Source organism: Xanthomonas sp. 10-10 (assembly GCF_040182365.1).
Taxonomy (GTDB): domain Bacteria; phylum Pseudomonadota; class Gammaproteobacteria; order Xanthomonadales; family Xanthomonadaceae; genus Xanthomonas; species Xanthomonas arboricola_F.
Genome location: NZ_CP144460.1, coordinates 548227 through 573193, shown reverse-complemented (window position 1 = coordinate 573193; position 24967 = coordinate 548227). Strand labels below are relative to the sequence as shown.

Genomic DNA, 24967 nt, shown 5'->3' with positions numbered 1-24967 from the left:
GCACCCCCGATGAGCACGACCCACTCCCCCTGCGCGCCGACGCGCGTGTTGCAATCGCCTGCGCGTTGCGATGATCTTCTCGCGAGCATGCGCGCATGAACCGCCAACTCGTAGGTGAGTTGATTTCCGAAGCGGTCGCGATGTTCATCATCATCGCGCTGGGCGACTCGGTCGCGGCGATGTACATCCTCTATGACCCCAGTCCCTATCAGAACGCCTATTGGGGCGTGTGTATCGCCTGGGGCCTGGCAGTGACGCTGGCGATCTATGTCACCGGCTCGGTGTCGGGCACGCATGCCAATCCGGCGGTGACGCTGGCGCTGGCACTGTTCCGCGATTTCTCGTGGAAAAAGGTGGTGCCGTACTGGATCGCCCAGGTCATCGGCGCCTTCCTGGGCGCGGCCATCGTCTATCAGTTGTACGGGCCGGTGATCGACCATTTCAACCAGGTGCAGCAGCTGACGCGCGAAGCCGGCGGCGCGGCCGGTGTGTTCTTCACCGCACCTGGTCTGGCGGTCACGCCGATGCATGCGCTGGTCGACCAGATCATCATCACCGCGTTCCTGATCTTCGGCATCTTCGCCATCACCGAACAATTCAACGAAGCCGCGCCGACCGCCAACTCCGGCGCGCTGATGATCGGTCTGCTGGTGGCGACGCTGGGCGCGTCGATGGGTTATCTGGAAGCCTGGGCGATGAATCCGGCGCGCGATTTCGGCCCGCGCCTGTTCGCCTACTTCGCCGGCTGGGGCGAGGCAGCACTACCGGCCAAGGACAACTACTGGTGGATCCCGATCGTCGGACCGTTGATCGGCGGCCCGATCGGCGCGCTCGCCTACCAGTGGCTGATCCTGCCCTTCCTGCCGGCACGCGTGCGCCATCTGCAGGCCGGCAAACCACCGCGCGATCCGCGCTGACCGCACTGCTGCACGACTGACAGCACGGCGCCGCTGCCGGACAGGCCCTGGATGTATGGGCCTTCGAGCAGCGGCGTGCACTACCCACTTTCTCGCCGCGCGCCAGCGCCGGCATTGTTCGAGGAATCTCCGATGGAAAAGCAATACGTCCTTGCGATCGATCAAGGCACCACCAGCTCGCGCGCGATGCTGTTCGACCGCAACGGCAAGGTGGCCGGCGTGGCGCAGCGCGAGTTCGGCCAGATCTTTCCGCAGCCGGGCTGGGTGGAACACAACCCGCGCGAGATCATGACCAGCGTCTACACCACGATCACCGAGCTGCTCAACAATGCGCAGATCGATGCGCGCTCGATCGCCGGCATCGGCATCACCAACCAGCGCGAGACCGCGGTGGTGTGGGACAAGGCCACCGGCCAGCCGATCTACAACGCCATCGTGTGGCAATCGCGGCAGACCAAGGACATCTGTACGCAACTCAAGGACGCCGGGCACGAGCAGATGGTGCGCGACAAGACCGGCCTGCTGATCGATGCGTATTTTTCCGGGACCAAGGTCAAGTGGATCCTCGATCACGTGGACGGCGCACGCGAGCGCGCGCGCAACGGCGAACTGGCCTTCGGCACCATCGACAGCTGGCTGATCTGGAATCTCACCGGCGGCAAGGTGCACGTCACCGACTACACCAATGCCTCGCGCACCTTGATGTACAACATCCACACGCTGGAGTGGGACGCCGAGCTGCTGGCGATGCTCGACGTGCCGAAGGAGATGCTGCCGGAGGTGCGCTCGTCCAGCGAAATCTACGGCATGACCCAGACCCAGTATTTCTATGGCGAGCAGGTGCCGATCGCAGGGATTGCCGGCGACCAGCAGGCGGCGTTGTTCGGCCAGGCCTGCTTCGAACCGGGCATGGCCAAGAACACCTACGGCACCGGCTGCTTTGCGCTGATGAATACCGGCGACAAGGCGGTCGCGTCCAAGGCCGGCTTGTTGACCACGATTGCCTGGGGCATCGACGGCAAGGTCGAATATGCGCTGGAAGGCTCGATCTTCGTCGCAGGGTCGGTGGTGCAATGGCTGCGCGACGGCCTGCGCATGCTCGGCAAGGCCAGCGACTCACAGGCCTATGCCGAACGCGCCGGCGACAACGACGGGGTCTATCTGGTGCCGGCCTTCGTCGGCCTGGGTGCGCCGTACTGGCGCAGCGATATCCGCGGCGCGGTGTTCGGGCTGACCCGCGGCACCACCAAGGAACATTTCGTGCGCGCGGCGGTGGAATCGATGGCGTACCAGACCCGCGACGTGTTGACCGCGATGCAGGCCGATTCGGGTATCGAACTGAAGGAACTGCGCGCCGATGGTGGCGCGATCGCCAACGATTTCATGGCGCAGTTCCAGAGCGACATGCTCAACGTGCCGGTGCTGCGCCCGGAAGTGGCCGAAACCACGGCGCTCGGCGCGGCCTATCTGGCCGGCTTGGCAACCGGGTTCTGGAGCAGCCGCGAAGAGATCGCCAAGCAGTGGGCGGTGGATCGCCGCTTCGAGCCGACCATGGCCGAGGACAAGCGCGAACAACTGTATGCCGGCTGGCAGCAGGCGGTGGAAGCGACGATGGGCTTCCGGATAAGCTGAGCGCTTCCATCGAAACGACTGCGCCCACCATCGGGTGGGCGCAACGCTGGGGGAGCTATTCGCATGGGACACGCATTGCAGGGCTGCAGGCTGCAGCCCTGCAATGCCGCAGCAATTACTGGCCGCCGGTATTTGCGCGACCGGCGATGGTGTCCGGGTCCCAATGTTCCTTGATCAGACCCTTTTCGATGCGGAACATATCGAACCACGTGGTGGTATAGGTCTTGCCGGGGTTACGCGGGTCCGGAAGCGTGCGCACCGACACCAGCGTGACCAGATCGCCATCGGCGGTGATGGCGACCAACGGCAACTGCACGCGCGGCTGCACCGGAGTCGGCTTCACGAAGGCAGTCAGGAATGCAATGAACGCATCGCGCCCATTGGCGACATTCGGGTTGTGCTGGATGTAGTTCTTGTCCATGTACATCGGTGCGTACTGCACCTGCCCGGCTTCGAACACGATGCGCCAGAAGTCGTAAACCAGCCGCTTGTTGGCGGTTTCGTACCAATTGGAACCGAGCAGCAACTTCTGGTGATTGGTGTTTTCAGTGACGGCGGTCTGCGCGAACGCCGCCATCGGTGCGACCAGCATGATCAGCAACAAGGCGCGGGAAACAATCTTTTTCATGGGGATCTCCTGGGAGGAAACGGGCCATGCGCTCACGGGGGAGTTGGCGCACGGCGCGATTGGGGCAATGACGCGTCCATGCACAGACAGCAACCGCCACGCGTCCACGCCACCCTACCGAGCACATCCGCTGTCGCGCTAGCCTACGCGAAGTGCACCAGGGCACTTTGCAACTGCCTGGTAATAAAAAAATCACCTTAAACCAGGCTGTCTCAGCGCTCGGCCACCTCGGCCAGCGGCAGTCCCGCATAGTTTTCAGCGATGGTCGCGCGGCCGGCCTCGCTGCCGAGCAGATACTCCAGCTCGGCCTGGCGGATGCGCGCAGTGAAGGCATCTTCGTCGTCGAAGGTATGCAGCAGCGTGGTCATCCACCACGAAAATCGCTCGGCCTTCCACACCCGCTGCAGCGCCAGGGACGAGTACTGCCGCAACACATCGGCATCGCCGGAGACCTTCCAGCGTGCGAACAGCTGCGCAAGCAGGCCGACATCGGCCAACGCCAGGTTCAGCCCCTTGGCGCCGGTGGGCGGCACAATATGCGCCGCATCGCCGGCCAGAAACAGGCGACCGTACTGCATCGGCTCGGCGACGAAACTGCGCAGCGGCGCGATGCTCTTTTCGAGCGATGGGCCGGTGACCAATTGTTCGGCCAACGCATCCGGCAAGCGTGCGCGCAACGCATCCCAGAACGCCGCATCGCTCCAGGCTTCCACACGGGCGTCCGCGGGTACCTGCACGTAATAGCGCGTACGCGTGGGCGATCGCATCGAGCACAAGGCAAAGCCACGCCTGTGACGCGCATAGATCAGCTCATCATGCACAGGCGGCGTATCGGCCAGCACCCCCAGCCAGCCGAACGGATAGACGCGTTCGAACAGGCGCATCCGCTCGGCCGGGATGCTGGCGCGGCTGACCCCATGAAAGCCGTCGCAGCCGACGATGTAGTCGCAGGCAACGCGCATGCGGCCACCGTCATGCGTGAATTCCACGCTGGGTGCGGCGCTGTCCAGTGCGTGCAGGGTGACCTCGCCTGCGCCGTAGTAGGTCGGCGCGCCACTGCGCTGGCGCGCCTGCATCAGATCGGCCGTGACCTCGGTCTGGCCGTAGACCGTGACCCCGCGGCCGCAACCGCGCAGCAGATCGATGCGCTCACGCTGGCCATCGAGCGACAGTTCGAAGCCATGATGCGGCAGGCCCTCACGCTGCAGGCGCTCGCCCACACCGGCACGTTGCAGCAACTCCACACTGCCCTGCTCCAACACCCCGGCGCGGATGCGCCCCAACACGTGTTGCGGTGTCTGCCGCTCGACGATGAGCGTGTCGATGCCGGCACGCAGCAACAGTTCGCCCAGCAGCAGGCCCGATGGCCCGGCGCCGATGATTGCAATTTGCGTCCGCATGGGGCGCTCCTGCCTTCAATGATCAGGCCTGCAGTGTCGGTAGCCAAACGCGTCCATTGAAGGGATGATTGCGCGCAGTGCTTGGACTTTTCGACGATGCCTACACGCACACGCAATGCTGCTGCGATCGCTGCGGTTCCCGCCTTCGGCCTGTACGGCGAGCGGCACGTCGATGCGCCGGAATTACTGCATTGGGAATCGATTGCCGCGCGCAGCCGGCTGCACGACTGGCACATCACCCCGCACCGGCATGAAGATCTGGCGCAGCTGCTGTATGTGCAGCGCGGGCCGGCGACGCTGCAACTGGATGGACGCACCCAGCGTCTGCGTGGCGCCAACCTCGTGTGGCTGCCGCCGCTGTGCGTGCACGGGTTTGCGTTCGACCCGCGGGTACGCGGGCACATCATCACCTTGTGCATGCCTCTGGTGCGCAGCGCGTTGAGTGCGGCACCGCTGCTGCAATCCTGCCTGTCGATGCCCGCTGTACTGCCGGTCAATGCATCGCAACGCCTGCTCGACGTATTGTTCGGCAGCATCGCCGATGACCATGCGCATCAGCGCGTCGGGCACGAGGCCGCACTGCAGGCCGCAGCGACGCAGCTGGTGATCTGGACAGCGCGCGCCGCACTGCAAGGCCTGCAAGACGCGGCCGTGGCCAACGCGCAAGCCGATCCGGCGCTGCGTCATCTGCGCGCGTATCAAACCCTGATCGACCGGCACTATCGCGCGCATTGGCCGATTTCCCGCTACGCCGACCAGCTGGGGCTGACGCCGGGACATCTCAATGCGGTGTGCCGGCGGCTTGCCGATGCCTCGGCCCTGGAACTGCTACAGCGCCGCATCATGCTCGAAGCACGGCGCAACCTGCGCTATACCAGTTTGAGCGTTCAGCAGATTGCCGCAGCACTTGGATTTTTCGATGCTGCGTATTTCAGCCGTTACTTCGCGCGGCATGCAGGCTGCTCACCGACGCATTTCCGCACCGGCGAGTGAGTGGATCCAGCGCTGCTGGAACGCCGGAACAACGCGCCAAGCCACGGCGACGATCTGGACGCGGACACTGCGACGCAATCCCGCCATGCCTGCAGCCGGTGCCAGGGCCAATCCATCGACCTCGGCACCTGCCATCAGAACGGGTACTGCGGCACCTCGCTCTTGATCGTCAGCCATTGCCAGTGCGTGTACTGCTCCCAATCGGCAGGACCACCGACGCTGGTGCCGTTGCCGGATGCGCCGGTGCCGCCGAACGGGTTGATCACTTCATCGGCCACGGTCTGGTCGTTGATGTGCAGCAAGCCGGTATGCAGGCGCTCGCCCAGCGCCAGCGCCCGCGACACCGAGGTCGACATGATGCCGGCAGCCAACCCATATTCACCGTGGTTGGCCATTTGCGCGGCCTCTTCATCGGTGTCGAACACGGTGATGTTGATCACCGGCCCGAACACTTCCTCATCGAACACGCGCATGCCCGGACGCACGTTGGACAACACGGTCGCTGCGTAGAACAACCCTTCGTTGGTTGCCCCGGCTTCCACCACCGCGCCGGCGGCGACGCTGTCGGTGACGATGTCGATCACGCGCTGCAGCTGGCGCTGATCGATGATCGGCCCCAATGCCACGGTGCCGCTGACCGGGTCGCCCACCGGCAGATGCCGTGCTTTTTCCGCAAGACGCTGGGTCAGCGCGTCGGCCACGCTGCGCTGTACCAGCACCCGTCCGGTGGCCATGCAGATCTGTCCCTGGTGCATGTACGCACCGAAGGCAATCGCCGAGGCGGCGCGGTCCAGGTCCGCATCGTCGAGCACGATCACCGCATTGTTGCCGCCCAGCTCCAGTGACACTTTTTTCAGGTGTCGCCCGGCAATTTCGCCAATGCGGCGGCCGGCCGCAGTCGAGCCGGTGAAGGCGATCATGGGTACATCAGGCGCTTCCACCAGCGCCTGGCCAATTTGCGCATCGCCGTGCAGCACGTGCAGCAACCCCTTGGGCAGGCCGGCTTCTTCCAGCACCTGCGCAATGATCACGCCACCGGTGTAGGGCGTGCGCGGATCCGGCTTGAGGATCACCGCATTGCCCATCGCCAATGCCGGCGCCACCGAACGCAGCGACAGGATCAACGGAAAGTTGAACGGCGATATCACCGCCACCACGCCCAGCGGCAGATGGCGGGCCAGGCTGAGCTGGCCGGCGCCGGTCGGCAGCACCTGCCCCATCGCCTGCAACGGCAGGCCGGCAGCCTGCTGGTAGAACACCACCGCTTCATCGACCTCACGCTGCGCCTTGGGCAGGATGCCGCCGGTTTCGCGTGCGATCAGCAATGCGGCTTCGGCACTGCGTGCCTGCATCGCCTGTGCGGCGCGGTGAAAGACCGCCGCGCGTTCGCGCGGCGCGGTGGCGGCCCAGGCGCGCTGCGCCTGTTTGGCCTGTGCAATGGCGACGGCAACATCGGCCAGATCGGCCTTGCTCACCTCGTGCAACAACCCGCCGGTGGCCGGCTCATGGATCGGCAACGCGCCGCCGTGGCCCGGCACCCACTCGCCATTGAAGATGCAGCCGTGCCACGCGGGTGTCGCATTCGCAGCAACCGCTGCGCTGGGAAGAGCATTCATGGTCTAGCCTCCTGCTGAAAATTGTGGGGAACTACAGCGTGGTCGATGCCAGGCCGCCGTCGACCGGCAAGGTGATGCCGTTGATCCAGCGCGCCGCATCCGATGCAAGAAACACGATCGCCTCGGCCACTTCGTCGGCATACGCAGGGCGCGTCATGCGCTTGGCGTCTTCCTTGACGCGCTCCTCGCCCAGCATGGCGGCGAAATCGCCGAGGATCGGGGTAAAGACCGGCCCGGGTGAGACGTTGTTGACGCGCACGCCGCGCTCGGCAAACCACGGCCGCGATTGCAGCAAGGTCCACACGATCAAGGCTTCCTTGAAGTATTGATAGCAGGTGTCGTGCGCCACCGGATGCGCGGCCAGCCAGGCCGTGCCGGCGTCGAAACTCTCGGCGGCGGCCAGTTGCTTGTGCAGGTCCAGCCGCTGCGGCCAGTCGGCGCCCAGGATCGAGGCGACATTGATGATGCTGCCGCCGGAAGCGATGCGCGGCAACAGCGCCTGGCTCAGATGACGCAGCCCCAGGTAATTGACGCGTGCCACCACATCCAGCGGTGCGGTGCCCGGCACGCCGGCCACATTGGCCAGCGCATCGATCTGCTCCGGCAGCGCGCGCACCAGCGCATCGATGGAGGCCGGATCGCCCAGGTCGGCCTGGTGGAAGCCATGCAGGGTCATCTGCACCGGCGTGCGATCCACACCGATCACCGTGGCGCCGTGGAACCGCGCAAGCCGTGCGACCTCTGCGCCGATGCCCGACGCCACACCGGTTACCACGATCGTCTTGTTCTGCAAATTCATTGCCACCCTCCGTAGGAGCCAGCTGCGCCGGCACTAGAACACATGGACGTACTGCAGGTTGACGTTGTTGCCGGAAGCCGCGTTCCTGACCTCCACCGGCAGATAAAGATTGGCGAACAGGATGTTGTTGGCATCGAATCGCCATACGCCACCCGGGCCTGCGTAGAACACGCGCTGCCGGCTGTCGGGCACGCGCTGGCCATTGGTGCGGTTATCGCGAAATTGGGTGAGGTAATAGGCGTTGATGCCCAGTCGCACGTCCGGCACCATTTCCCAGGAGGTGGCGAAATTGATCCAGCCGGCATCGCCGGCCTGGCCGTTGCGGAAGTCGAACCCGTCGGGCAGGTTTGGCCGGCGCTCGCTGCGGAAGTTGTAGACGTAGTTCAGGCGTGCGCTGATTTCCCAGTTGGGTGTGGGCAGCACCGTGAACGCGTAATTGGGGATCAGCGACCAATAGCCCGCGCCCTGGTTGAGATCGCGATCGCGGTCGAACTTGCCGATCGGTGCCACCGCGTCGAACTCGAACCGCTGCGAAAAGACCGGCCGCCCATCGCGCATCACCGGCAACATCTGCAGATACGGGCCGAAGGTCAGATCGCCCACCCCGGCGCCGTTGTCGCGCAAGGTGGCGATGCTGTTGCGACCGAACGAGGCATCCAGGTTGATCACTGGCAGCAGCGTGTTGATCCCCACCGCGCCACCGAACAATTGATAGGGCGTGACGTAAGCGACCTGGGTCAACAGCAGCGTCGAGTCGATGCGTGGGTTGTCGAACACCGGTACATCGTCGCCACGCGCGTCCTTCACCGAATCCAACGCGGTCTGTCGCAGGTAGGTGACTACCGCCCAACCGGGCGTGGTGCGGGTAAAGCCGTCCAGAAAACTCGTCCCGCCGGTGTTGAGGCCGTTGGTCAACGCCATGCTCTGCGGCACGCCCTGCGCAAGCGCCGCCGCGTTCGCAAGCAGCCCCACGATGCCGAGCGCCGCACGCACCCGCCACCCTGCCCCCCGTACAGCTACGCCACGCACCATCGATGATCGAATCACTGCGCACATCTCCAGCGTTGGAAGGAAACAGCGGGGCGTGCCACCTGGCACGCGATCAGGCAGGGGCGATCCCCGCGCTGCGTACGGCACGTGCCATCAAGACATTGCTGAGATCACGCTGCGCGGCAGAGCGCCGCCACAGGGGGCTTACGGCGTATCGAGCCGATCCAGGCGATCGAGCGCGCGCAGCAGCGGCGCCTCGCTGGTGCCGAGCACCGCACTGAGCTGCTGTTCCATGCGCAACACCTCGGCTTCGGCATCGGTCAGCAGGGTGACGCCGGCCGGGGTCAACGACAGATGCTGCATGCGCCGGTCCTGACGCCCGCGCACCTGCCGCAGCAGACGGCGCTTGACCAGCCGCGCCACCACGATGGCCAGGTTCGGTGGCGAGACATGCAGCACGTCGCCGATCTGGCGCTGGTTGATGCCCGGGTTGCCATCCACCAGCATCAACAAGGAAAAATCGACCGGCTTCAGATCGAAGGCGGCAACGCATTCCTGAAACATCCGCCGCACCAGCAGCTCGGTGCGAGTGATGCGGTAGCCCAGCAGTCGCAGCAGACGCGCCTGGTCCACTGCGGTGATGGCATCGGGCAACGGTGCGGCAGTGGCAGTAGCGGGCATGACGGTTCTCGCGACAAAGGCGGCGGGCGGAGCGGTACGCGCCATGCGCCCGATCCGCAACGCCGATCCCCGGCGTGCAACGCATTGTAGACGCGGCCAGGCCTGGCGATGTGGACACGCAGGCTGTCGGCGCATGCCGGGACCAGGCGCGTGCGCATGTCGACACCGCGCCGTCCTTGCACGCCCGCGCCCGACAGCGATACAGCGCTGCGGTGTGCGGGGGGCGGCGGTGATCCAGGCACGAGGTGGACATGAGATCCGGTCGGCAAGTGATTGCGTTTCGGAATAGTTATGGATCATAACTACATTGCCAAGCTGCAGCGCAGCATGGTCGCGCTCGCTAGCGGGCGGGTGCCGGTCGGGTGTGGGGGCAAGTGCAGGGCGCAGCCAGGCCAGCGGTGGCTGCCGTGGGGTTGGTGCCGCAGCGTTGTGTCGAGGTCATCGCTGCCCGCGCTGCGCATGCAGCGCACGGCAAGGCCGCCCTGCGCGGCGCGCTTACGGCAGCCAGAGTTTCTCGAGATCGCGGAAGCCCCAGTCGGTCGGGCTTTCCATCTGCGCGATACGGTCCTGGCAATCGGGCCGCGACAGGTCGATGTCCTGCACCAGCACGTGGCTGCGCAGCTTGGCCGAATAGAACACGCGCACCTTGGGCTTGAGCAACGCGTCCGGGGTCTGTTCGATCACCACGGCCAGCTTCTGCGATTCCAGCCGCACCAGCGAGCCGACCGGATAGATGCCCAGCCGGCGCACGAACGCCTGAAAGATCGCCGGGTCGAAGTGACCCTTCCAGGAAGCCATCTGCTTGAGCGATTCGGCCGGGTCCCAGCCGCGTTTGTAGGGGCGGTCGGAACTGATGGCGTCGTACACATCGCACACCGCGCCCATCCGCGACATCAGCGAGATCTCTTGCCCGACCAGGCGATTGGGGTACCCGCTGCCGTCCATCTTTTCGTGATGATGCAGCGCGATTTCCAGCACCACCGCATTCTGCACGCCGCCGGCCACCAGCAGGCGATGCCCATCCAGCGGATGCTGGCGCATCACCTCCATTTCTTCACTGGTGAGCCGGCCGGGCTTGTTGAGAATCTCCAGCGGCGTCACCGCCTTGCCCATGTCGTGCAGCAGGCCGCCCATCGCCGCTTCCACCACCTGCGCCTCGGGCAGGCCGAGTTGCCGCGCCAGTCCGCTCATCAGCCCGGCCACGGCCATCGAATGCAGATAGGTGTAGTCGTCGGCGGTCTTGAGCCGCGCCACGCTGATCAAGGCCTGCGGATGACGCAGCACCGAATCGTTGATGGCTTCCACCAACGGCATGGCGGCCTCGGTGTCGACAGTGCGCCCCAATCGCACGTCGCGAAACATCTCCTCCACCGTGTCGCGGCCGTCTTCGAAAATACGCCGCGCCCGCACCACTTCGGCTTCGATACCGACCTGCGCGGTGACGCTGTTGGTGCGCGCACTGCGCGCGGTGGGAGCCGGCTCCGCTGGTTCCGGTTCCGGCCCCGGCGTGGAGGGCGGCGGCGATGGCGCACCGTCCGCCTGCTGCTCGCCGACAGCCGCGCCGGTGTCCACATCCAGGCCGCGGGCGGTGTCGATCACCAGCTGCTCGATCCGGCTGCCATGGATCTTGTCCACGTCGTCGGAATCAACCAGGAACGATGTCTTCCAGAACGGGTGGTGCACCCACGCACCCAGCAGCTTGTAGACATACATGCCGGGACGGAGTTGGTCGGAGTCGATGGTTCTGAGCATGCCGGCGCTGGTCTGCACGATGTCCACGGAAGAGTCCGCCAAGGGCTTGGCGGTCTCCGGAGTTATCGGCACCGGTGGCGATTTCTTTGGTCTGCGGGCGCAACCGTAGCTGCCTCCCCGGCCGGCATCGGGCACCGCCAGCCAAGCCGTTCAGCGCTCCGGCAGGCGCATCGCCACGACCGCAGCAGCGGCAAACAACAGTGGTACGCCGCAGGCCAGATACAACATGGCCGGCGACCAACCGGCATCCAGCAGCACCCCGGCGCACAGCGGCGAGACGATGGCGCCAAGGCGCCCGATCCCGATCGACCAGCCCATGCCCGTGGAGCGCACGGCTGCGTTAAAGACCACCGGCGCCACCGCATACAGCCCACCCATGGCCGCCGTCAGGGCTGCGCCGGTCAGCAATGCGGTGGCAAATGCCCAGCTCAGCACGGTGCTGCTCAAACCGAATGCGGCCATCCCGACCGCCACCAGCACCAGTGCGCCGGCCGTGAGCCGCGACAGGCGCCCACGCAGGGCAAGCCAACTGAACAGCGTGCCGCCGACAATGCCGCCCAGATTCAACAGCACCCCGCCGGTGACGCCCTGCGCAGCCGACAGGCCGGCGGTGACCAGCAGCTTGGGGGTCCAGCTGAGCACAAAATAGAACCCGAACATCAGCAGGAAAAACGCCAGCGCGATCAGCAGCGATTGCCGCCGCAGCGCCCCCACGAACAAGGCCGCATACCCCTGCGCCTGTCCGTCCGCTTGCGCCGGTGGCAACGGCAACTGCGGCTGCGGCGGCATCCCCATGCGGGCCAGCACCGCATTGAAGCGCGCATGCGCATGGGGAGGCCGTCGGGCGATCAGGAATTCCAGCGATTCGGGCAAGAAGGCGAGCACCAGCGGCACGCAGAGCAGCGAACCGAGCGCACCGAGCCAGAACACCGATGGCCAGGACCAGTGTTGCAACAGCAGCGCTGCGATCGCTCCGCCAATCGTCGCCCCGACCGGGTAGCCGGTGGCCTGCAACACCGTCGCCGTGCTGCGCCAGCGTGCGGTGGAATATTCGGCCGCGGTCACCGCCACGCAGGCCAGCATCCCGCCGATCCCGACCCCGGTGAACGCCCGCAGCGCGCCCAGCTGCCACGCATTGCCTGCTGATGCGGATGCGCCCATGCCGACGGTCAGGATGGCCAGACACACCAGGATCAGCGCACGGCGACCGATGCGGTCTGCCAACGGCGCCAGCAACAGCGACCCCACTGCCATGCCGACCAGCCCGGCACTGAACAGCGCCCCCAGCAGCTTGCCCGACAACTGCCAGTCGGCCGACACATGCGGGGCGGTGAACGCCATCGCCATCACGTCAAAACCGTCGAGCATCGTCAGCAGCACGCACACTGCCACGGCCCTCCATTGGAACGGCGTCATGCGCTCCAGGACGAAGTGTGCGGACGTTGAGGTGCTTTGCAGCATTGGCGTAGCCTATGAGCGTGCTGATCTGGTGCAGCGTTGGCGCTCGTGCATTCCCGCTGCGGCAGGGGGACGCCGCGCAGGCGCAAGTGTGAAGACCTGCGCGTGTGCGGCGGACACGAGCGATACGCCGCAATGGCATGCACGCTAGGCCGATTGTCGGTACCGTTCAAGACCGATTACCGCAGTGTTGTGCGCTTATCGGATGCAGGCCCAATGGCCTTCGCTTGCGCAACGCTGCGTTCGGATGAGGTGTCTGCGTTGTCTGATGCGCCTCCAGACATGGCGCGCGCTTGGCGATCAGATCGGGCGGCTGCACCGCTCGTAGCTGCGTCGTTACCTCGCCAGCTGTTCGAAATCGTCCTCAACACGCGCGTGCGGCGCGTGCCCGGAGTGTCGCGCCATCTTGCGCAAGGCGCCATCCCGGCAGCCAGCATCGCGGCAACGCTCTATGCGGCTCAGGACGGCTGAGGAAACGTGGCTGACAGTCGCCGGGCAGGTGTGGACTGAGCGCTCAAAAGCGGGATACGAGTGGTGCATGCCGATTCCGGATAGCGGGCGCGCCCGCTCGTTGGTCGCGCAGCAGTACTGCAGGCGCTCCCGGTCGCGCATGCATCGTGGGCAGCTGCAGGGCCGCCTCTTTCGTCTGATCGCCGGATCTGCGGCATGCGCATGCAACAGCATTGCGCGTGACTTCAAATCGCGTCACTCACCTGCTGCGATAACCACAGCATCACCCAGCATGCATCGATACGCACCGCCCGCTACACCCATGACGCGCACCTGCGTCATCTGCATCCATCGCGCAGCACCGCCGCTGCCACAGCGACACGCACCGCACGGGTATCATCCACCGGTGTCCGCAGTTGGCGGCACGCTGACTTGCCGGAGAGTGCCGTGCCCCCGATTCGCCCCTTCCTGGACCACATCCCACAGCTGGGCGCACGCGTCTACGTCGACCCGGCCTGCACCATCATCGGCAAGGTCAGCCTGGGCGACGATGTATCGGTATGGCCGGGCACGGTGATCCGTGGCGACGTCAATCATGTGCAGATCGGCGCGCGCACCAATGTGCAGGACGGCACCATCATCCACGTCAGCCACCACAGCCCGTTCAACAAGGCCGGCTATCCGACCGTGATCGGCGCCGATGTCACCGTGGGCCACGGCACCATCCTGCATGCCTGCACCATCGAAGACCTGTGCCTGATCGGCATGGGCGCCTGCGTGCTGGATGGGGCCACCATCAGACGCTACGGATTTGTCGGTGCCGGTGCGGTGGTGGGCCCGGGCAAGGTGGTTGGCGAGGCGGAATTGTGGCTCGGCAATCCGGCCCGGCTGGCGCGTACGCTCAGCGACAAGGAAATCGAAAGCCTGCATTACTCCGCACAGCATTACGTGCGGCTCAAGGATCAGTATCTGGGCGGCACAGGCGGCGCCTGATCGTGGCGTGGGCAGGCGCCGTCAAGGCTGGGTCGCTTGCTCCAACGCAGCGAGCATGCGCAAGGCCTGCTCGCGCGAGTTACCGCACATCTCCATGGACGGCCGCAGGCTGCCGCAGACCGCAGGGCGCTGCGGCGACCCGAACAACCGGCAGCCCAACTGCGCGTCCAGCTGCACGCACGCCACCCCGGCCGGCTTGCCGTTGGGCATGCCGGGAATTGGCGAGCTGATCGAGGGCGCGATGCAGCACGCGGCACAGCCGGTGCGGCACGACATGGTAGCGGTCATGTGCGCAGTTTAGAGCGGCCAGCAGCGCGTAGCGAGCGAGCGTCCGGTGGATCTGGTCGAGGCACGCGAGGACCGCAGTCCGCGTAATCGACAACGTTGCCGCGGGGCGGGCGCACCCGCCTGACGGTGAGCGCAGTCGTTGCGGTGGCTGCTCCCGCACCGGCATGCCGGTGCGCAGCCTGGAAAGCGAGGGTGTCGCTTCGCATCGATGAACCGCTCGGCTGGTCGCATGCCTGCGTGGCCGCGCGCGCGCATCGCGTCCGTGCCCGCCTGGCGCCACGCTCCTGCCTGGCAGCTGCGTGCTACCGTGACCGATCACCAGAACCCGCCGTGACGGTTGCAGCAGCAACAGTCGCGACGCGCTCTAATTGCCAGCCACCGCTCGCTGATCAGTCGTCGACATCGCCATGCCCGAATACCGTTCCAAGACCTCCACCCACGGCCGCAACATGGCTGGCGCGCGCGCACTCTGGCGCGCCACCGGCATGCGCGATGGCGACTTCCACAAACCCATCATCGCCATCGCCAATTCCTTCACCCAGTTCGTGCCCGGGCATGTGCACCTGAAGGATCTCGGCCAGCTGGTCGCGCGCGAGATCGAACGCGTCGGCGGCGTGGCCAAGGAGTTCGACACCATCGCCGTGGACGACGGCATCGCGATGGGTCACGACGGCATGCTGTATTCGCTGCCCAGCCGCGAGATCATCGCCGACTCGGTCGAGTACATGGTCAATGCGCATTGCGCCGACGCGCTGGTATGCATTTCAAATTGCGACAAGATCACCCCGGGCATGTTGATGGCCGCACTGCGGCTCAACATCCCCACCGTGTTCGTCTCCGGCGGGCCGATGGAAGCCGGCAAGACCAAGTTGTCCGAGCATAAACTCGACCTGATCGACGCGATGGTGATCGCCGCTGACGACAGCGCCTCCGACGAAAAGGTGGCCGAGTTCGAACGCAGTGCCTGCCCCACCTGCGGCTCGTGCTCGGGCATGTTCACCGCCAACTCGATGAATTGCCTGACCGAAGCGCTGGGCCTGTCGCTGCCGGGCAACGGCACCGTGGTGGCCACGCACGCCGACCGCGAACAGCTGTTCCTGCGCGCCGGACGCGTGGCGGTGGAACTATGCCATCGCTGGTACGGCGGCGAAGACCCTACCGCCCTGCCACGCGGCATCGCCACCTTCGAAGCCTTCGAGAATGCGATGACGCTGGACATCGCCATGGGCGGCTCGACCAACACCATCCTGCATCTGCTCGCCGCCGCCCAGGAAGGCGAGGTGCCGTTCGGCATGCGCGATATCGACCGCCTGTCCAAGCGCGTGCCGCAGCTGTGCAAGGTCGCGCCGAACACCCCCAAGTACCACATCGAAGACGTGCATCGCGCCGGCGGCATCATGGCCATCCTCGGCGAGCTGGCGCGCGGCGGCCTGCTGCATACCAACGCGGCAACCGTGCACGCACGCACACTGGCCGACGCCATCGCGCAGTGGGACGTCACCCAGACCGACACTGAAACCGTGCACACGTTCTACAAGGCCGGCCCGGCCGGCATCCCCACGCAGATCGCCTTCAGCCAGGCCACACGCTGGGACACGTTGGACACCGACCGCAGCGAAGGCTGCATCCGCGATGTCGCGCACGCGTTCTCGCAGGAAGGCGGCCTGGCCGTGCTGTACGGCAATATCGCCCGCGACGGTTGCGTGGTGAAGACCGCGGGCGTGGACGAATCCATCCACGTGTTTGAAGGCAATGTGCGTGTCTTTGAGAGCCAGGATTCGGCAGTCAAGGGTATCCTTGCCGATGAAGTGAAAGCCGGCGACATCGTGGTGATCCGCTACGAAGGCCCCAAGGGCGGCCCCGGCATGCAGGAAATGCTCTACCCCACCAGCTATCTGAAATCCAAGGGCCTGGGCAAGCAATGCGCCCTGCTCACCGACGGCCGCTTCTCCGGCGGCACCTCGGGCCTGTCGATCGGCCACGCCTCGCCGGAAGCCGCCGCAGGCGGCGCGATCGGCCTGGTGCGCGACGGCGACAAGATCCTGATCGATATCCCTAACCGCTCGATCAACCTGCTGGTGTCCGACGAAGAGCTTGCCAGTCGTCGCACCGAGCAGGACGCCAAGGGCTGGAAGCCGGTGGAGGTGCGCCCGCGCAAGGTCACCACGGCGTTGAAGGCGTATGCGTTGCTGGCGACCAGTGCGGATAAGGGTGCGGTGCGCGATAAGGCGATGCTGGACGGCTGAAGCATTGCCATGAAGCCCGGAGATTTTTAGCGGTGTTCATCGTCTCCGGGCATCGGACTGTAGGAGGCACTTCAGTCCCGACGCTGGCCGCAAATACCACAGCGGGTTGGTTTTTCTTGCCCGCAGCGTCAACCACCGCCGAGGCCCAGCCCATCCAGCGGGCTGTGCACCGCCGAGGCACCGCGCCCGAGCACATGCGTGTAGATCTGCGTGGTTGCTACATCCTTGTGGCCCAACAGCTCCTGCACGGTACGGATATCGTGGCCGGCCTCCAGCAGGTGCGTGGCGAACGAATGCCGCAAGGTGTGGCAGGTCGCCGGCTTGTCGATCCCCGCACGGCGCCGTGCCGCCTGCACCGCACGCTGCAGGATCTCCTCCGACACGTGATGCCGACCAACTCGGCCACTGCGCGGATCCACCGATCGACGCGCGGCGAGGAACAGATACTGCCAGCCGGGCTCGATATCGGCAGTGGGATACTTGCGCGCCGGCGCATGCGGCAGGAACACCCGTCCTGCTCCCTCGGCGAGATCAGCGGCGTGCAGCAGCAGCGCCCGCTCGCGCTGCTGCATTAATTTCCTTCGCAGGCTGCGCGGCAGCGGCACCCGCCGATCCTTGCCGCCTTTGCCGTCGCGCACCACGATCTCGCAACGCACCATGTCCACATCCTTGATCCGCAACCGCAGGCACTCCAGCAACCGCATCCCGCTGCCGTACAGCAGCCCCGCCATCAGCCGACACGACCCCTCCAGCATCGTCAGCAAGCGCGCCACCTCCTCGGCCGAGAGCACCACCGGAATACGCCGCGGCCGCTTGGCGCGCACCAAATTTTCCATCCAGGGCAACTCTACGCCCAGGACCTCGCGATACAGGAACAGCAGTGCCGCCAGCGCCTGATTCTGCGTGCCGGCCGACACCTGGCCCCGCGTCGCCAGTTCGGTGAGAAACGCCTCGACCTCTGCCTGCCCCATCTGTAATGGATGCCGTTTGCCGTTGGCCAGAATGAAGCGTCGGATCCAGCCCACATACGCCTGCTCGGTACGCAGGCTGTAGTGGCGAAGCCGCAGCCAACCACGGACCTGATCCAACAGCTTGAGGGTCAGACGCGTAGTTACGCCTGCATCGTCACGGGTGTAACTCATACGCCTGCTCAAACGTCGGATAACGCAACCAGCATCGACGTAAAGACGGCCGGTTGCCATCCGGCAAGTCATTGTTACGGAATAGGAATTCCCCCTTCCCAGACCTCCGGCCTTAGTCGATACTTGGCGCAACACCGCTTTTAGGCGGTCCAATAGTAGTTAGAAGGGGGAGTTACCGATGAGCTTCGAGCACCGTACGACAGATGACCTGATCCGCGTTGCGGCTGCCGGCGGAGGCTTCACGCTTACCGCACCGCACCGCACCGCACCGCACCGCACAACAAACGATCTCATCCGCATTGCTGCTGAGGCTAGCGGAAAGGGCTCGCGAGTTACCTTTACCGGCCTCACTCACCATACAACTGATGATCTGATTCGCATCAGTGCGGCAAGCAAAGGCTGCGTCGTCCTTGAGGGCTAAGCTCGCCTTCTAACAATTTATTCAAACCGATGCCACTTCGCGGCACGGCTTAATTCAAGCGTTAGACCTCACAGGAGAGAAATCTGAGCATGCCAGTCCAATATCAGAAAGTTCATCTCTACGAGATCAATGAAATCACCGGTCCATTGCGCCACCAGCTCGGTCACAAGCCCACCGTGAAAGTGGTTGATGGCGGCTCTAGCAATTGGTTAGTTGAGGTCCATGACGGCGTTTCACCTAATTCCACCCTGCTTGGGTACTTATACGACGGCGCGAGCAGCGTTCCGAATAGCTTCGCATCAAAGAAGGATGCCGCGGAGGAGGTGTTGTGGGCACAAGAGTTCTTAGTCATCGAGCTTCCCCGGTAAGGTCTAACAATTCATTCAAGCCGAACCCGCTTCGCGGGTCGGCTTAACTCAAGGTGTTAGCCCTCACAGAAAGTTCTGCATCCAAGTGGAGAGAAGCATGATCAACGCAGCGTTAGCAGCGAGCATCGCGAGTACGTGGCAGCAATTGGAGGCGGCTCATGGCGGTCGCGCCACCCAATACATGCGGTCCATTCTTGGACCGGCAATTGAGATCGCGGCCAAGAATGGTCAGAACTCCCTCTCACAAGAGGGCGTGAGTCACGAATTTCTTCAGGACCTGATCAACGCTGTTCAGGCGCTGGGATACGGTACGAGCCTGAACGGTCACACGTTCACGGTCACGTGGTGAGGCCTAACAATTCGTCCAAGCCGACGCCGCTTCGCGGCGCGGCTTAACTCAGGTGTTAGACCTCACGGGGCGAGCGCGGTTTACCCGGGCGAGCTAATCTTTAGCTTTAATGGATCAGATATGAAATATGTAGAGATGTCCAACTGGCCTCATGCCGGAACCCTGACGGTAGGGGACGACCCAGTTGAGGTTGTTAATGGTCTGCGGGTATACGAACTCATTTCCGCATACGAGCACATCGACAAACGCGCCAATGGTGTTTTCGTCGGCCGGTACAAGCATGTGGCGGTGAATGGTCGCGAGCTGTTTATCTTCGATATGGCATCGCGGCGGCCAGCGGGTAGCTTTGGTCCGTATCGGGCGTACTCAACGACCAGCGATGCTGGCGGCGTGCGACTTTCTGAGGTCACCTTGTAGTGTCTATGTCGCAATGCCGCTGCGTGCCGGTCAACTCCAACGTTAGTCCCATCACACGCCTTATGCGTGCAGCCCTTCATTCCAGCGCTTCGCCCTGTTCACAGGGATTCCAAGCCTTTCTAGCTTCCAGTGCTTGTGTAGCAAGCGCCACCAGCTATCATTCTTGCAGCGCTGCGCCGTTTCGGTGGCCCAGCTCTTTTTCGTGGGTTGCGCCCTTCTCCAAGTCCGGGCGCCCCCTGTTGGCCTTCGTGTCTAACTCAGCATTCAAGCCGACCCGCCTACGGCAGGCGGCTTACCTTGGCCGTTAGGCCGCTAGGGGAGCATCATGCAGTGGACAAGCTTTGACAACGGCTCGTCTATCGGTCACATCGGCAGTGAGTCCGGCATCATCATTCGGGACTCTGAACACCGCCTTGGCGGCAGGATTACCTTAGAGAGAGCTGGTAGCGTTGCCCCGTACTCGATTACCTGCGGGATCTACGGATGCATGGCTCACACACGCTTCTTCTCCACAGAGGTGGAGGCGTCTAATGAGTTTGACCTCATGGCCGCCGCCCTTGACTCAATCCTTCAAGCACCCGCAGACGAGGATGGTCTGATCGAGCTGGTAGGCCAGTTCGTGGAGCAATTCCCGTGACGCGGCCTAACAACTCATTCAAGCCGAACCCGCTTCGCGGGTCGGCTTAATTCAGGCGTTAGTCGGCATATGAGAGCACTCCGCGAAATTGAGCGTCCTTTGGTTTCTTACTTGTTTGAGCTCGCGTCCATTCCGGTGGATTTGGACTCCTTACAGGTAGAGCCGATGCAGGACGGGTGTATGGGCAGCTTATCCATCGCGCCCTTTGGCGGTCGAAACTACGGCTCGTCACCTGCGGAGTGCCACTTCTATGATTCCGACGGGGTTGTAGTTTCTGCAGAGCTTCACGTAGATCAGCGTGGCGTCCCGTTTGAGATAGACCTCTGGAAGATAGACTCAACCCCAACATTTGTTTGGCCAGAACGTCAGCAGATCCAGGCTGGACCGCCTAACAATTCATTCAAGCCGAACCCGCTTCGCGGGTCGGCTTAATTCAGGCTTTAGGCGCGAGGGGAGCGTTCACTGATGGCCATGCAAGACAAGATCATTGCCGGGATCATGCTGGTTCACGGCTCGCTCGGAATTCTCTGGACTTTTTGGGTTGCTTCCCAGATTGGCTTTCCTGCGGCATTCCTTGCCGCAAATCTGGCGCTTGCTGCAATTGGCATTGCTGCTGGCATCGGCTGGCTCAAGCGACGCCGCTGGGCGGCCTACGTAGCCATTGCGTTCTTTCTTGTGCAACTTGTACACGTGCTCACCTCAACCTTCCAATGGTCGTTCACTCTCGGATTCAACCTCAACGTTTCGCTTGGTTGGCTCAGCAGCGGAGAGCTTGGCCTCAACCTGTTCGCTTTGGTCATGCTGCTGTGGTCGAGCGCACGGGCCTTCGCGCCTAACAATTCATTCAAGCCGAAGCCGCTTTTCGGGTCGGCTTAATTCAAGTGTTAGGCCCCATATGAGCTATTGCGCGTACGACAGAATGGGAAGCATGGTCATCTCGCCAGATGAGGCGGCAATGTCCGAGCTGCTTGGATCCCTAGCTGCGCCGGACCCCGAACATCCCGATGTCTCGCTCAGCCACGAATCTGGATGGTGCGCGAGCGTTCTCGATAGCGGCCTCGTCGTCCTTGAGAACGTTGAAACCGGTGAAGGCCCGTGGCACATGCGGCTTCCTTCGCCGCAGCACGCGTTCGAACTTTGGCGACTTCTTTCTGGTGGGCACGTCGCGGCTGTCCAGTCGCACCCTTGGGTTCCCGGGTATGGGGCCTAACAATTCATTCAAGCCGACGCCGCCTCGCGACGCGGCTTAACTCAGGCGTTAGGCGCCACACAGAGTTCAAGGAGACCAAATGAAAGATTCCTGGGCACGTATTGAACGCCGGCTGGCAGAGCTCGGCTGCTTAGATGAGATGGGACTTTCTGTTGGAGCCAGCGAAGACGAGATTTCCGGCCTAGAGCGCCATGTTGGCTGCGCTCTTCCTGAGTCCGCCAAGAAATTTCTCTCAACGCACAATGGCCAGAAAGGCTTTGGACTCATGTTCGGTCAAGAATTTCTCTCAATTGCTGGGATACGGCAGCAATGGGACAATTGGCGCTCCATCGACGAAGAGGAAATGAATGCAGATTGCGCCGAGTTCATGCAGTCGGAACCAGCGGGCACTATTAGGGCCATGTACTGCAATAAGGCCTGGATTCCGTTCACTCACGACGCAGGCGGGAACCATATTGGCCTAGATTTTGACCCGGACACGCTTGGAAAATCAGGGCAAGTGATCGCATTTGGACGCGACGAGGACACCAAGCGCTTTATTGCGGCAACATTCGACGATTTTGTCGCCGTATTTGTTTCATGGCTAGAGCGTGCAGAGTGGAATGGTGAATACTTAGATGCTCCGGATGGCGCCTAACAATTCATTCAAGCCGAACCCGCTTCGCAGCGCAGCTTAATTCAGGCGTTAGGCGGTGGTGGAGTAAATGCGCTGGTGGTTGCTGCTTCGGAAAGTTCACTGGCGTGTATGCGATTGGCTCCGGACAGCAGTCATCACCGTTATGGGTGGGACAAGTTCGGTTCTTCGCACTTGTCCGTCGTTACCGCGCTCCGCTCATTGCACCAGGCTTCGGTGGCATTACGCGCAGCAGCGTCGCTGGGCAAGCCTCATCCCGCGAGCTGTGGCACACTCGGTCCAGGCGTAGTGCTGGGGAGCATGGTTGCACCATCCAACCTTCGCGGCCACTCACTGCCTAACAGTTCATTCAAGCCGAAGCCGCTTCGCGGCTCGGCTTAACTCAAGCGTTAGGCCCCAATAGCAAGTTGCGAGGCGAATGGTTACTTTCGATCAGCTGATGTCCATGTGGACTTGGGATGCAATCCCCAACTGCCCCGGCAGATACAAGCTCAGCGGAGGAGCTTCTGCACTCCTTGTCCAGGATTTGCTCGGGTTTGAGGTTGAGTTGTATATATATTCTGTGCCAAAAGCCAGAGATACAGTTATTGTCGCGACACTAAGCAACTTCGGAATAATCAGTTACAAGCGTGCTGATGGTTTGTTTGTGCATACGCTCAACAACTCATCTGGTCTTGAGCGCAAACTGCTAAGCCTCGGAATCATGAGGCAGTAGTCATGAGCTCGTCCTGTTGTGGCCTAACAATTAGTTCAAGCCGACACCGCATCGTGGCGTCGGCCACGTGCCTGCGCTACGCTAGCACGCGTCCGCCACCCCGCTGCGGGGCGGCTTAACTCAGGCGTTAGAGCGCTCGATTCGAGATTTGAAGCAAATGGATAAGTCGCAAGCAGATGCAATTGCCCAAGCCATCTTCGAGCCCGAGGTCAAGGCACAGGAAGAGACCCGTCGCAAACGCGCCGAGCAGGATCGGAGCTTGGCTGACCGGCGCGTGGTCGCTTGGGTTTCCCTGCCAGGTTTCGTCATCGGCGCAGCCTTAGCCTACTTCACTGGCCATCGCTTCTCGAACGGTGTCATCTGGGGTGGCGTTGCTGGCGGCGCCGTTGGCTGGGCAGTGGTCTGGTGGCGCCGTCGCCGCTCCGCGCCCTAACAATTCGTCCAAGCCGACGCCACTTCGTGGCGGCTTAACTCAGGTGTTAGCAACCTATGGAAGATTCGCTGTCGGTCAATGAGGCGCTAGACAAGCTGCCTCACCTCAACGGGCTACCTGTAGCTGTCCATGGGATTCTCCACTTCGAGTTCGAGCACATCACTATCCGGCACTATCCGAAGGCCGAGAGACGCGTCGTAGATCCATCCGGCCTCGCCAGCTCCAGCATTTGGCTAAGCACTGGCTCTGGCAGTGTTCAGCTCAATGAAAGAGGTCTGGATAAATTTAATGGCCACAGGGTATCGGTGTTGGGCACCCTCTATGCGCCAGATCCGCGTTTGGGCGGCTGCGGGCACATGTCTGGCAGTCCAGCTGAAATTCTTGTTAGCTCCATTGATCGCTTGTAGGCTGCTAACAGTTCATTCAAGCCGAAGCCGCTTCGCGGCTCGGCTTAATTCAAGCGTTAGGCCTAGCTGGAGAGGTTATGGCATCCAAAGTCCTTCTTACCGTCCTTGCGGTCGCCTGCCTTTTCCTCAGTTACCGTGTGCTTCGTCTTGAGACTGAGGTGCATCAGCTCCAACGCAACGCGGCAATTGCGGTACTCTCTGCCGAGATCGCGAACAAGAAGATCGGCGCTATTGCACCGTACTTCCGAGAAGACAAGGCCGCCTTCGCCAGCGCCTGGATTGATGATTCAAACATGCCAGGCGCAGTCTTTCCCGATTCTGTGCTAGTCCCACTCAAGAATGAGCTTGCTCGCAAAAGGTCGGACCCGTCATCGCAACAACTCAAGGCTGAGACCTTCCGATAGGCTAGGCCTAACAATTCATTCAAGCCGAACCTGCTTCGCGGGTCGGCTTAATTCAGGCGTTAGCCGCGATGCAGACCAATCACCTAGACCCACTTAAAAAGCAACTGCGCGCCCTGAAAACGGTGGTACCTCCCTCACCCTGGCGCCGGGTAGCGGTCATTGCCGTCGGAGGCCTTCGCTCAATCGGGTTTGACCGTAGTTCGGAGCTCTTGCTCGTCGTTTCTAGCGCAGGGCGTGGAATCATTGACTGCCGCTCCGGCGAGAAAGTCGCGCGGGACTATGACGAATACTACGAGAATGAGCAGTTTCTTGAGGCAGACGGCATCGGCCCGCTCCAAGGGAAAACTGTCCGTGTATCCGGCCTCCTTGGCGGCGGGCTTCCTATCTCTACCCAAGATGGCTGGTCCATGGAATTGGTAACGCTTGACTGGCCGGTCCAAGATATTCTGCTGCTTGAGCCATTCTCTTTTCTGTACGGTTCGCTCTATGACAAACCGACAGCATTCCACAAGATTGGCGCTGAGTTGGAGTTAAGGGCGTGTGGCTTCTCCTACACCGGCAACAGTCTCGTTGTTGCTACATCCAGCGATGTAGCTATCTTCTCACGGGACGGCGGCTAACAATTCATTCAAGCCGAAGTTGCTTCGCAACTCGGCTTAATTCAAGTGCTAGGCCTCATGAGAAAACTTCTGACCGTTCATGACAGCTTTGACGTGCCGGGGAGAGGTAAGGTCATCGTTGGACGCAGCGAGGATTCGGATGCCCAGCTGCTTGTTGGTCAGACCTTTGTGCTGGCTCTATCAAATGGTGAGCGTCACAGCCTCATAGCCCTCGGCGTCGAGTCGTTCACTAGATGCTTCAGCGATGCCACCCAGCTTGGTATTCTCGTGGGAGATCAGCTTGGCACTTTAGCGTCTCTCTCGGATTCCGAGATCTGGGTTGAGGCCTAACAATTCATTCAAGCCGAACCCGCTTCGCGGGTCGGCT

At 62.9% G+C, this 24967-nt stretch carries 27 protein-coding genes; 17 read left to right on the top strand and 10 right to left on the bottom strand.

Features of this window, described 5'->3' with window-relative positions; translation table 11 throughout:
• Nucleotides 1-95: 95 nt before the first annotated feature.
• Nucleotides 96-917 carry an MIP/aquaporin family protein gene (locus VZ068_RS02445; protein ID WP_259168580.1) on the top strand — a complete coding sequence of 274 codons (822 nt, stop codon included), beginning with the start codon at nucleotides 96-98 and terminating at the stop codon, nucleotides 915-917.
• A 132-nt stretch (nucleotides 918-1049) separates the two neighbouring features.
• Complete coding sequence (gene glpK, locus VZ068_RS02440; protein WP_259155928.1) at nucleotides 1050-2549, top strand: glycerol kinase GlpK; 1500 nt, start codon at nucleotides 1050-1052, stop codon at nucleotides 2547-2549.
• Between the two features lie 115 nt (nucleotides 2550-2664).
• On the opposite strand, the gene VZ068_RS02435 is transcribed toward glpK, so the two are convergent.
• Entirely contained in the window at nucleotides 2665-3177 is a 513-nt protein-coding gene (locus VZ068_RS02435) for a nuclear transport factor 2 family protein (protein ID WP_184409551.1), read from the bottom strand.
• A gap of 212 nt (nucleotides 3178-3389) precedes the next feature.
• A complete protein-coding gene (gene pobA, locus VZ068_RS02430) occupies nucleotides 3390-4577 on the bottom strand; it encodes a 4-hydroxybenzoate 3-monooxygenase (RefSeq protein WP_349656799.1) in 1188 nt (395 codons plus the stop codon).
• A 96-nt stretch (nucleotides 4578-4673) separates the two neighbouring features.
• Between pobA and VZ068_RS02425 the strand changes: the two genes are divergently transcribed.
• The gene (locus VZ068_RS02425) at nucleotides 4674-5570 is read left to right on the top strand and encodes a helix-turn-helix domain-containing protein (protein WP_349656798.1); all 897 of its coding nucleotides are present in this window, start codon (nucleotides 4674-4676) and stop codon (nucleotides 5568-5570) included.
• A 134-nt stretch (nucleotides 5571-5704) separates the two neighbouring features.
• Here the strand turns inward: VZ068_RS02425 and VZ068_RS02420 are convergent, their stop codons facing one another.
• From VZ068_RS02420 to VZ068_RS02395, 6 genes are all read right to left on the bottom strand, one after another.
• The gene (locus VZ068_RS02420) at nucleotides 5705-7186 is read right to left on the bottom strand and encodes a benzaldehyde dehydrogenase (RefSeq protein WP_349656797.1); all 1482 of its coding nucleotides are present in this window, start codon (nucleotides 7184-7186) and stop codon (nucleotides 5705-5707) included.
• A 31-nt stretch (nucleotides 7187-7217) separates the two neighbouring features.
• A complete protein-coding gene (locus tag VZ068_RS02415) occupies nucleotides 7218-7985 on the bottom strand; it encodes a coniferyl-alcohol dehydrogenase (protein WP_259168576.1) in 768 nt (255 codons plus the stop codon).
• A gap of 33 nt (nucleotides 7986-8018) precedes the next feature.
• Nucleotides 8019-9041: a transporter gene (locus VZ068_RS02410; RefSeq protein ID WP_349656796.1), complete on the bottom strand. Its 1023-nt coding sequence runs from the start codon at nucleotides 9039-9041 to the stop codon at nucleotides 8019-8021.
• 138 nt (nucleotides 9042-9179) lie between these two features.
• Complete coding sequence (locus VZ068_RS02405) at nucleotides 9180-9710, bottom strand: MarR family transcriptional regulator (protein ID WP_181113038.1); 531 nt, start codon at nucleotides 9708-9710, stop codon at nucleotides 9180-9182.
• 441 nt (nucleotides 9711-10151) lie between these two features.
• On the bottom strand, nucleotides 10152-11408 hold the full coding sequence (locus VZ068_RS02400) for an HD-GYP domain-containing protein (protein ID WP_349657630.1): 1257 nt from the start codon (nucleotides 11406-11408) through the stop codon (nucleotides 10152-10154).
• Nucleotides 11409-11558: 150 nt separating this feature from the next.
• Complete coding sequence (locus VZ068_RS02395) at nucleotides 11559-12869, bottom strand: MFS transporter (RefSeq protein ID WP_259168573.1); 1311 nt, start codon at nucleotides 12867-12869, stop codon at nucleotides 11559-11561.
• 894 nt (nucleotides 12870-13763) lie between these two features.
• Here VZ068_RS02395 and VZ068_RS02390 point away from each other — a divergent pair.
• Nucleotides 13764-14309 (top strand): gamma carbonic anhydrase family protein, encoded by a 546-nt coding sequence (locus tag VZ068_RS02390; protein WP_349656795.1) that lies wholly within the window; start codon nucleotides 13764-13766, stop codon nucleotides 14307-14309.
• 21 nt (nucleotides 14310-14330) lie between these two features.
• On the opposite strand, the gene VZ068_RS02385 is transcribed toward VZ068_RS02390, so the two are convergent.
• The gene (locus tag VZ068_RS02385) at nucleotides 14331-14597 is read right to left on the bottom strand and encodes a YkgJ family cysteine cluster protein (protein ID WP_259168572.1); all 267 of its coding nucleotides are present in this window, start codon (nucleotides 14595-14597) and stop codon (nucleotides 14331-14333) included.
• Between the two features lie 407 nt (nucleotides 14598-15004).
• On the opposite strand from VZ068_RS02385, the gene ilvD reads away from it, so the two are divergent.
• Complete coding sequence (ilvD, locus tag VZ068_RS02380; protein ID WP_349656794.1) at nucleotides 15005-16843, top strand: dihydroxy-acid dehydratase; 1839 nt, start codon at nucleotides 15005-15007, stop codon at nucleotides 16841-16843.
• A gap of 128 nt (nucleotides 16844-16971) precedes the next feature.
• Here ilvD and VZ068_RS02375 read toward each other — a convergent pair whose 3' ends face one another.
• The gene (locus VZ068_RS02375) at nucleotides 16972-17985 is read right to left on the bottom strand and encodes an integron integrase (protein ID WP_349657629.1); all 1014 of its coding nucleotides are present in this window, start codon (nucleotides 17983-17985) and stop codon (nucleotides 16972-16974) included.
• A 178-nt stretch (nucleotides 17986-18163) separates the two neighbouring features.
• Here VZ068_RS02375 and VZ068_RS02370 point away from each other — a divergent pair, with 178 nt between their 5' ends.
• From VZ068_RS02370 to VZ068_RS02315, 12 genes are all read left to right on the top strand, one after another.
• Nucleotides 18164-18406: a hypothetical protein gene (locus VZ068_RS02370; protein WP_349656793.1), complete on the top strand. Its 243-nt coding sequence runs from the start codon at nucleotides 18164-18166 to the stop codon at nucleotides 18404-18406.
• 89 nt (nucleotides 18407-18495) lie between these two features.
• A complete protein-coding gene (locus tag VZ068_RS02365) occupies nucleotides 18496-18774 on the top strand; it encodes a hypothetical protein (protein ID WP_349656792.1) in 279 nt (92 codons plus the stop codon).
• Nucleotides 18775-18871: 97 nt separating this feature from the next.
• Nucleotides 18872-19123 (top strand): hypothetical protein, encoded by a 252-nt coding sequence (locus VZ068_RS02360; protein WP_349656791.1) that lies wholly within the window; start codon nucleotides 18872-18874, stop codon nucleotides 19121-19123.
• A 120-nt stretch (nucleotides 19124-19243) separates the two neighbouring features.
• Nucleotides 19244-19540 (top strand): hypothetical protein, encoded by a 297-nt coding sequence (locus VZ068_RS02355; protein ID WP_184553438.1) that lies wholly within the window; start codon nucleotides 19244-19246, stop codon nucleotides 19538-19540.
• 325 nt (nucleotides 19541-19865) lie between these two features.
• Nucleotides 19866-20177: a hypothetical protein gene (locus VZ068_RS02350; protein WP_349656790.1), complete on the top strand. Its 312-nt coding sequence runs from the start codon at nucleotides 19866-19868 to the stop codon at nucleotides 20175-20177.
• Between the two features lie 465 nt (nucleotides 20178-20642).
• The gene (locus tag VZ068_RS02345; RefSeq protein WP_349656789.1) at nucleotides 20643-21053 is read left to right on the top strand and encodes a hypothetical protein; all 411 of its coding nucleotides are present in this window, start codon (nucleotides 20643-20645) and stop codon (nucleotides 21051-21053) included.
• Between the two features lie 413 nt (nucleotides 21054-21466).
• Nucleotides 21467-22024 (top strand): SMI1/KNR4 family protein, encoded by a 558-nt coding sequence (locus VZ068_RS02340; RefSeq protein ID WP_349656788.1) that lies wholly within the window; start codon nucleotides 21467-21469, stop codon nucleotides 22022-22024.
• 869 nt (nucleotides 22025-22893) lie between these two features.
• Complete coding sequence (locus VZ068_RS02335) at nucleotides 22894-23169, top strand: hypothetical protein (protein ID WP_349656787.1); 276 nt, start codon at nucleotides 22894-22896, stop codon at nucleotides 23167-23169.
• 56 nt (nucleotides 23170-23225) lie between these two features.
• Nucleotides 23226-23576 carry a hypothetical protein gene (locus tag VZ068_RS02330; RefSeq protein WP_349656786.1) on the top strand — a complete coding sequence of 117 codons (351 nt, stop codon included), beginning with the start codon at nucleotides 23226-23228 and terminating at the stop codon, nucleotides 23574-23576.
• A gap of 77 nt (nucleotides 23577-23653) precedes the next feature.
• On the top strand, nucleotides 23654-23980 hold the full coding sequence (locus VZ068_RS02325) for a hypothetical protein (RefSeq protein WP_019237172.1): 327 nt from the start codon (nucleotides 23654-23656) through the stop codon (nucleotides 23978-23980).
• A gap of 68 nt (nucleotides 23981-24048) precedes the next feature.
• Nucleotides 24049-24600: a hypothetical protein gene (locus tag VZ068_RS02320; protein WP_349656785.1), complete on the top strand. Its 552-nt coding sequence runs from the start codon at nucleotides 24049-24051 to the stop codon at nucleotides 24598-24600.
• A 57-nt stretch (nucleotides 24601-24657) separates the two neighbouring features.
• Nucleotides 24658-24930, top strand: a complete 273-nt coding sequence (locus VZ068_RS02315; RefSeq protein ID WP_349656784.1) for a hypothetical protein — start codon at nucleotides 24658-24660, stop codon at nucleotides 24928-24930.
• The last annotated feature ends 37 nt before the right edge of the window (nucleotides 24931-24967 follow it).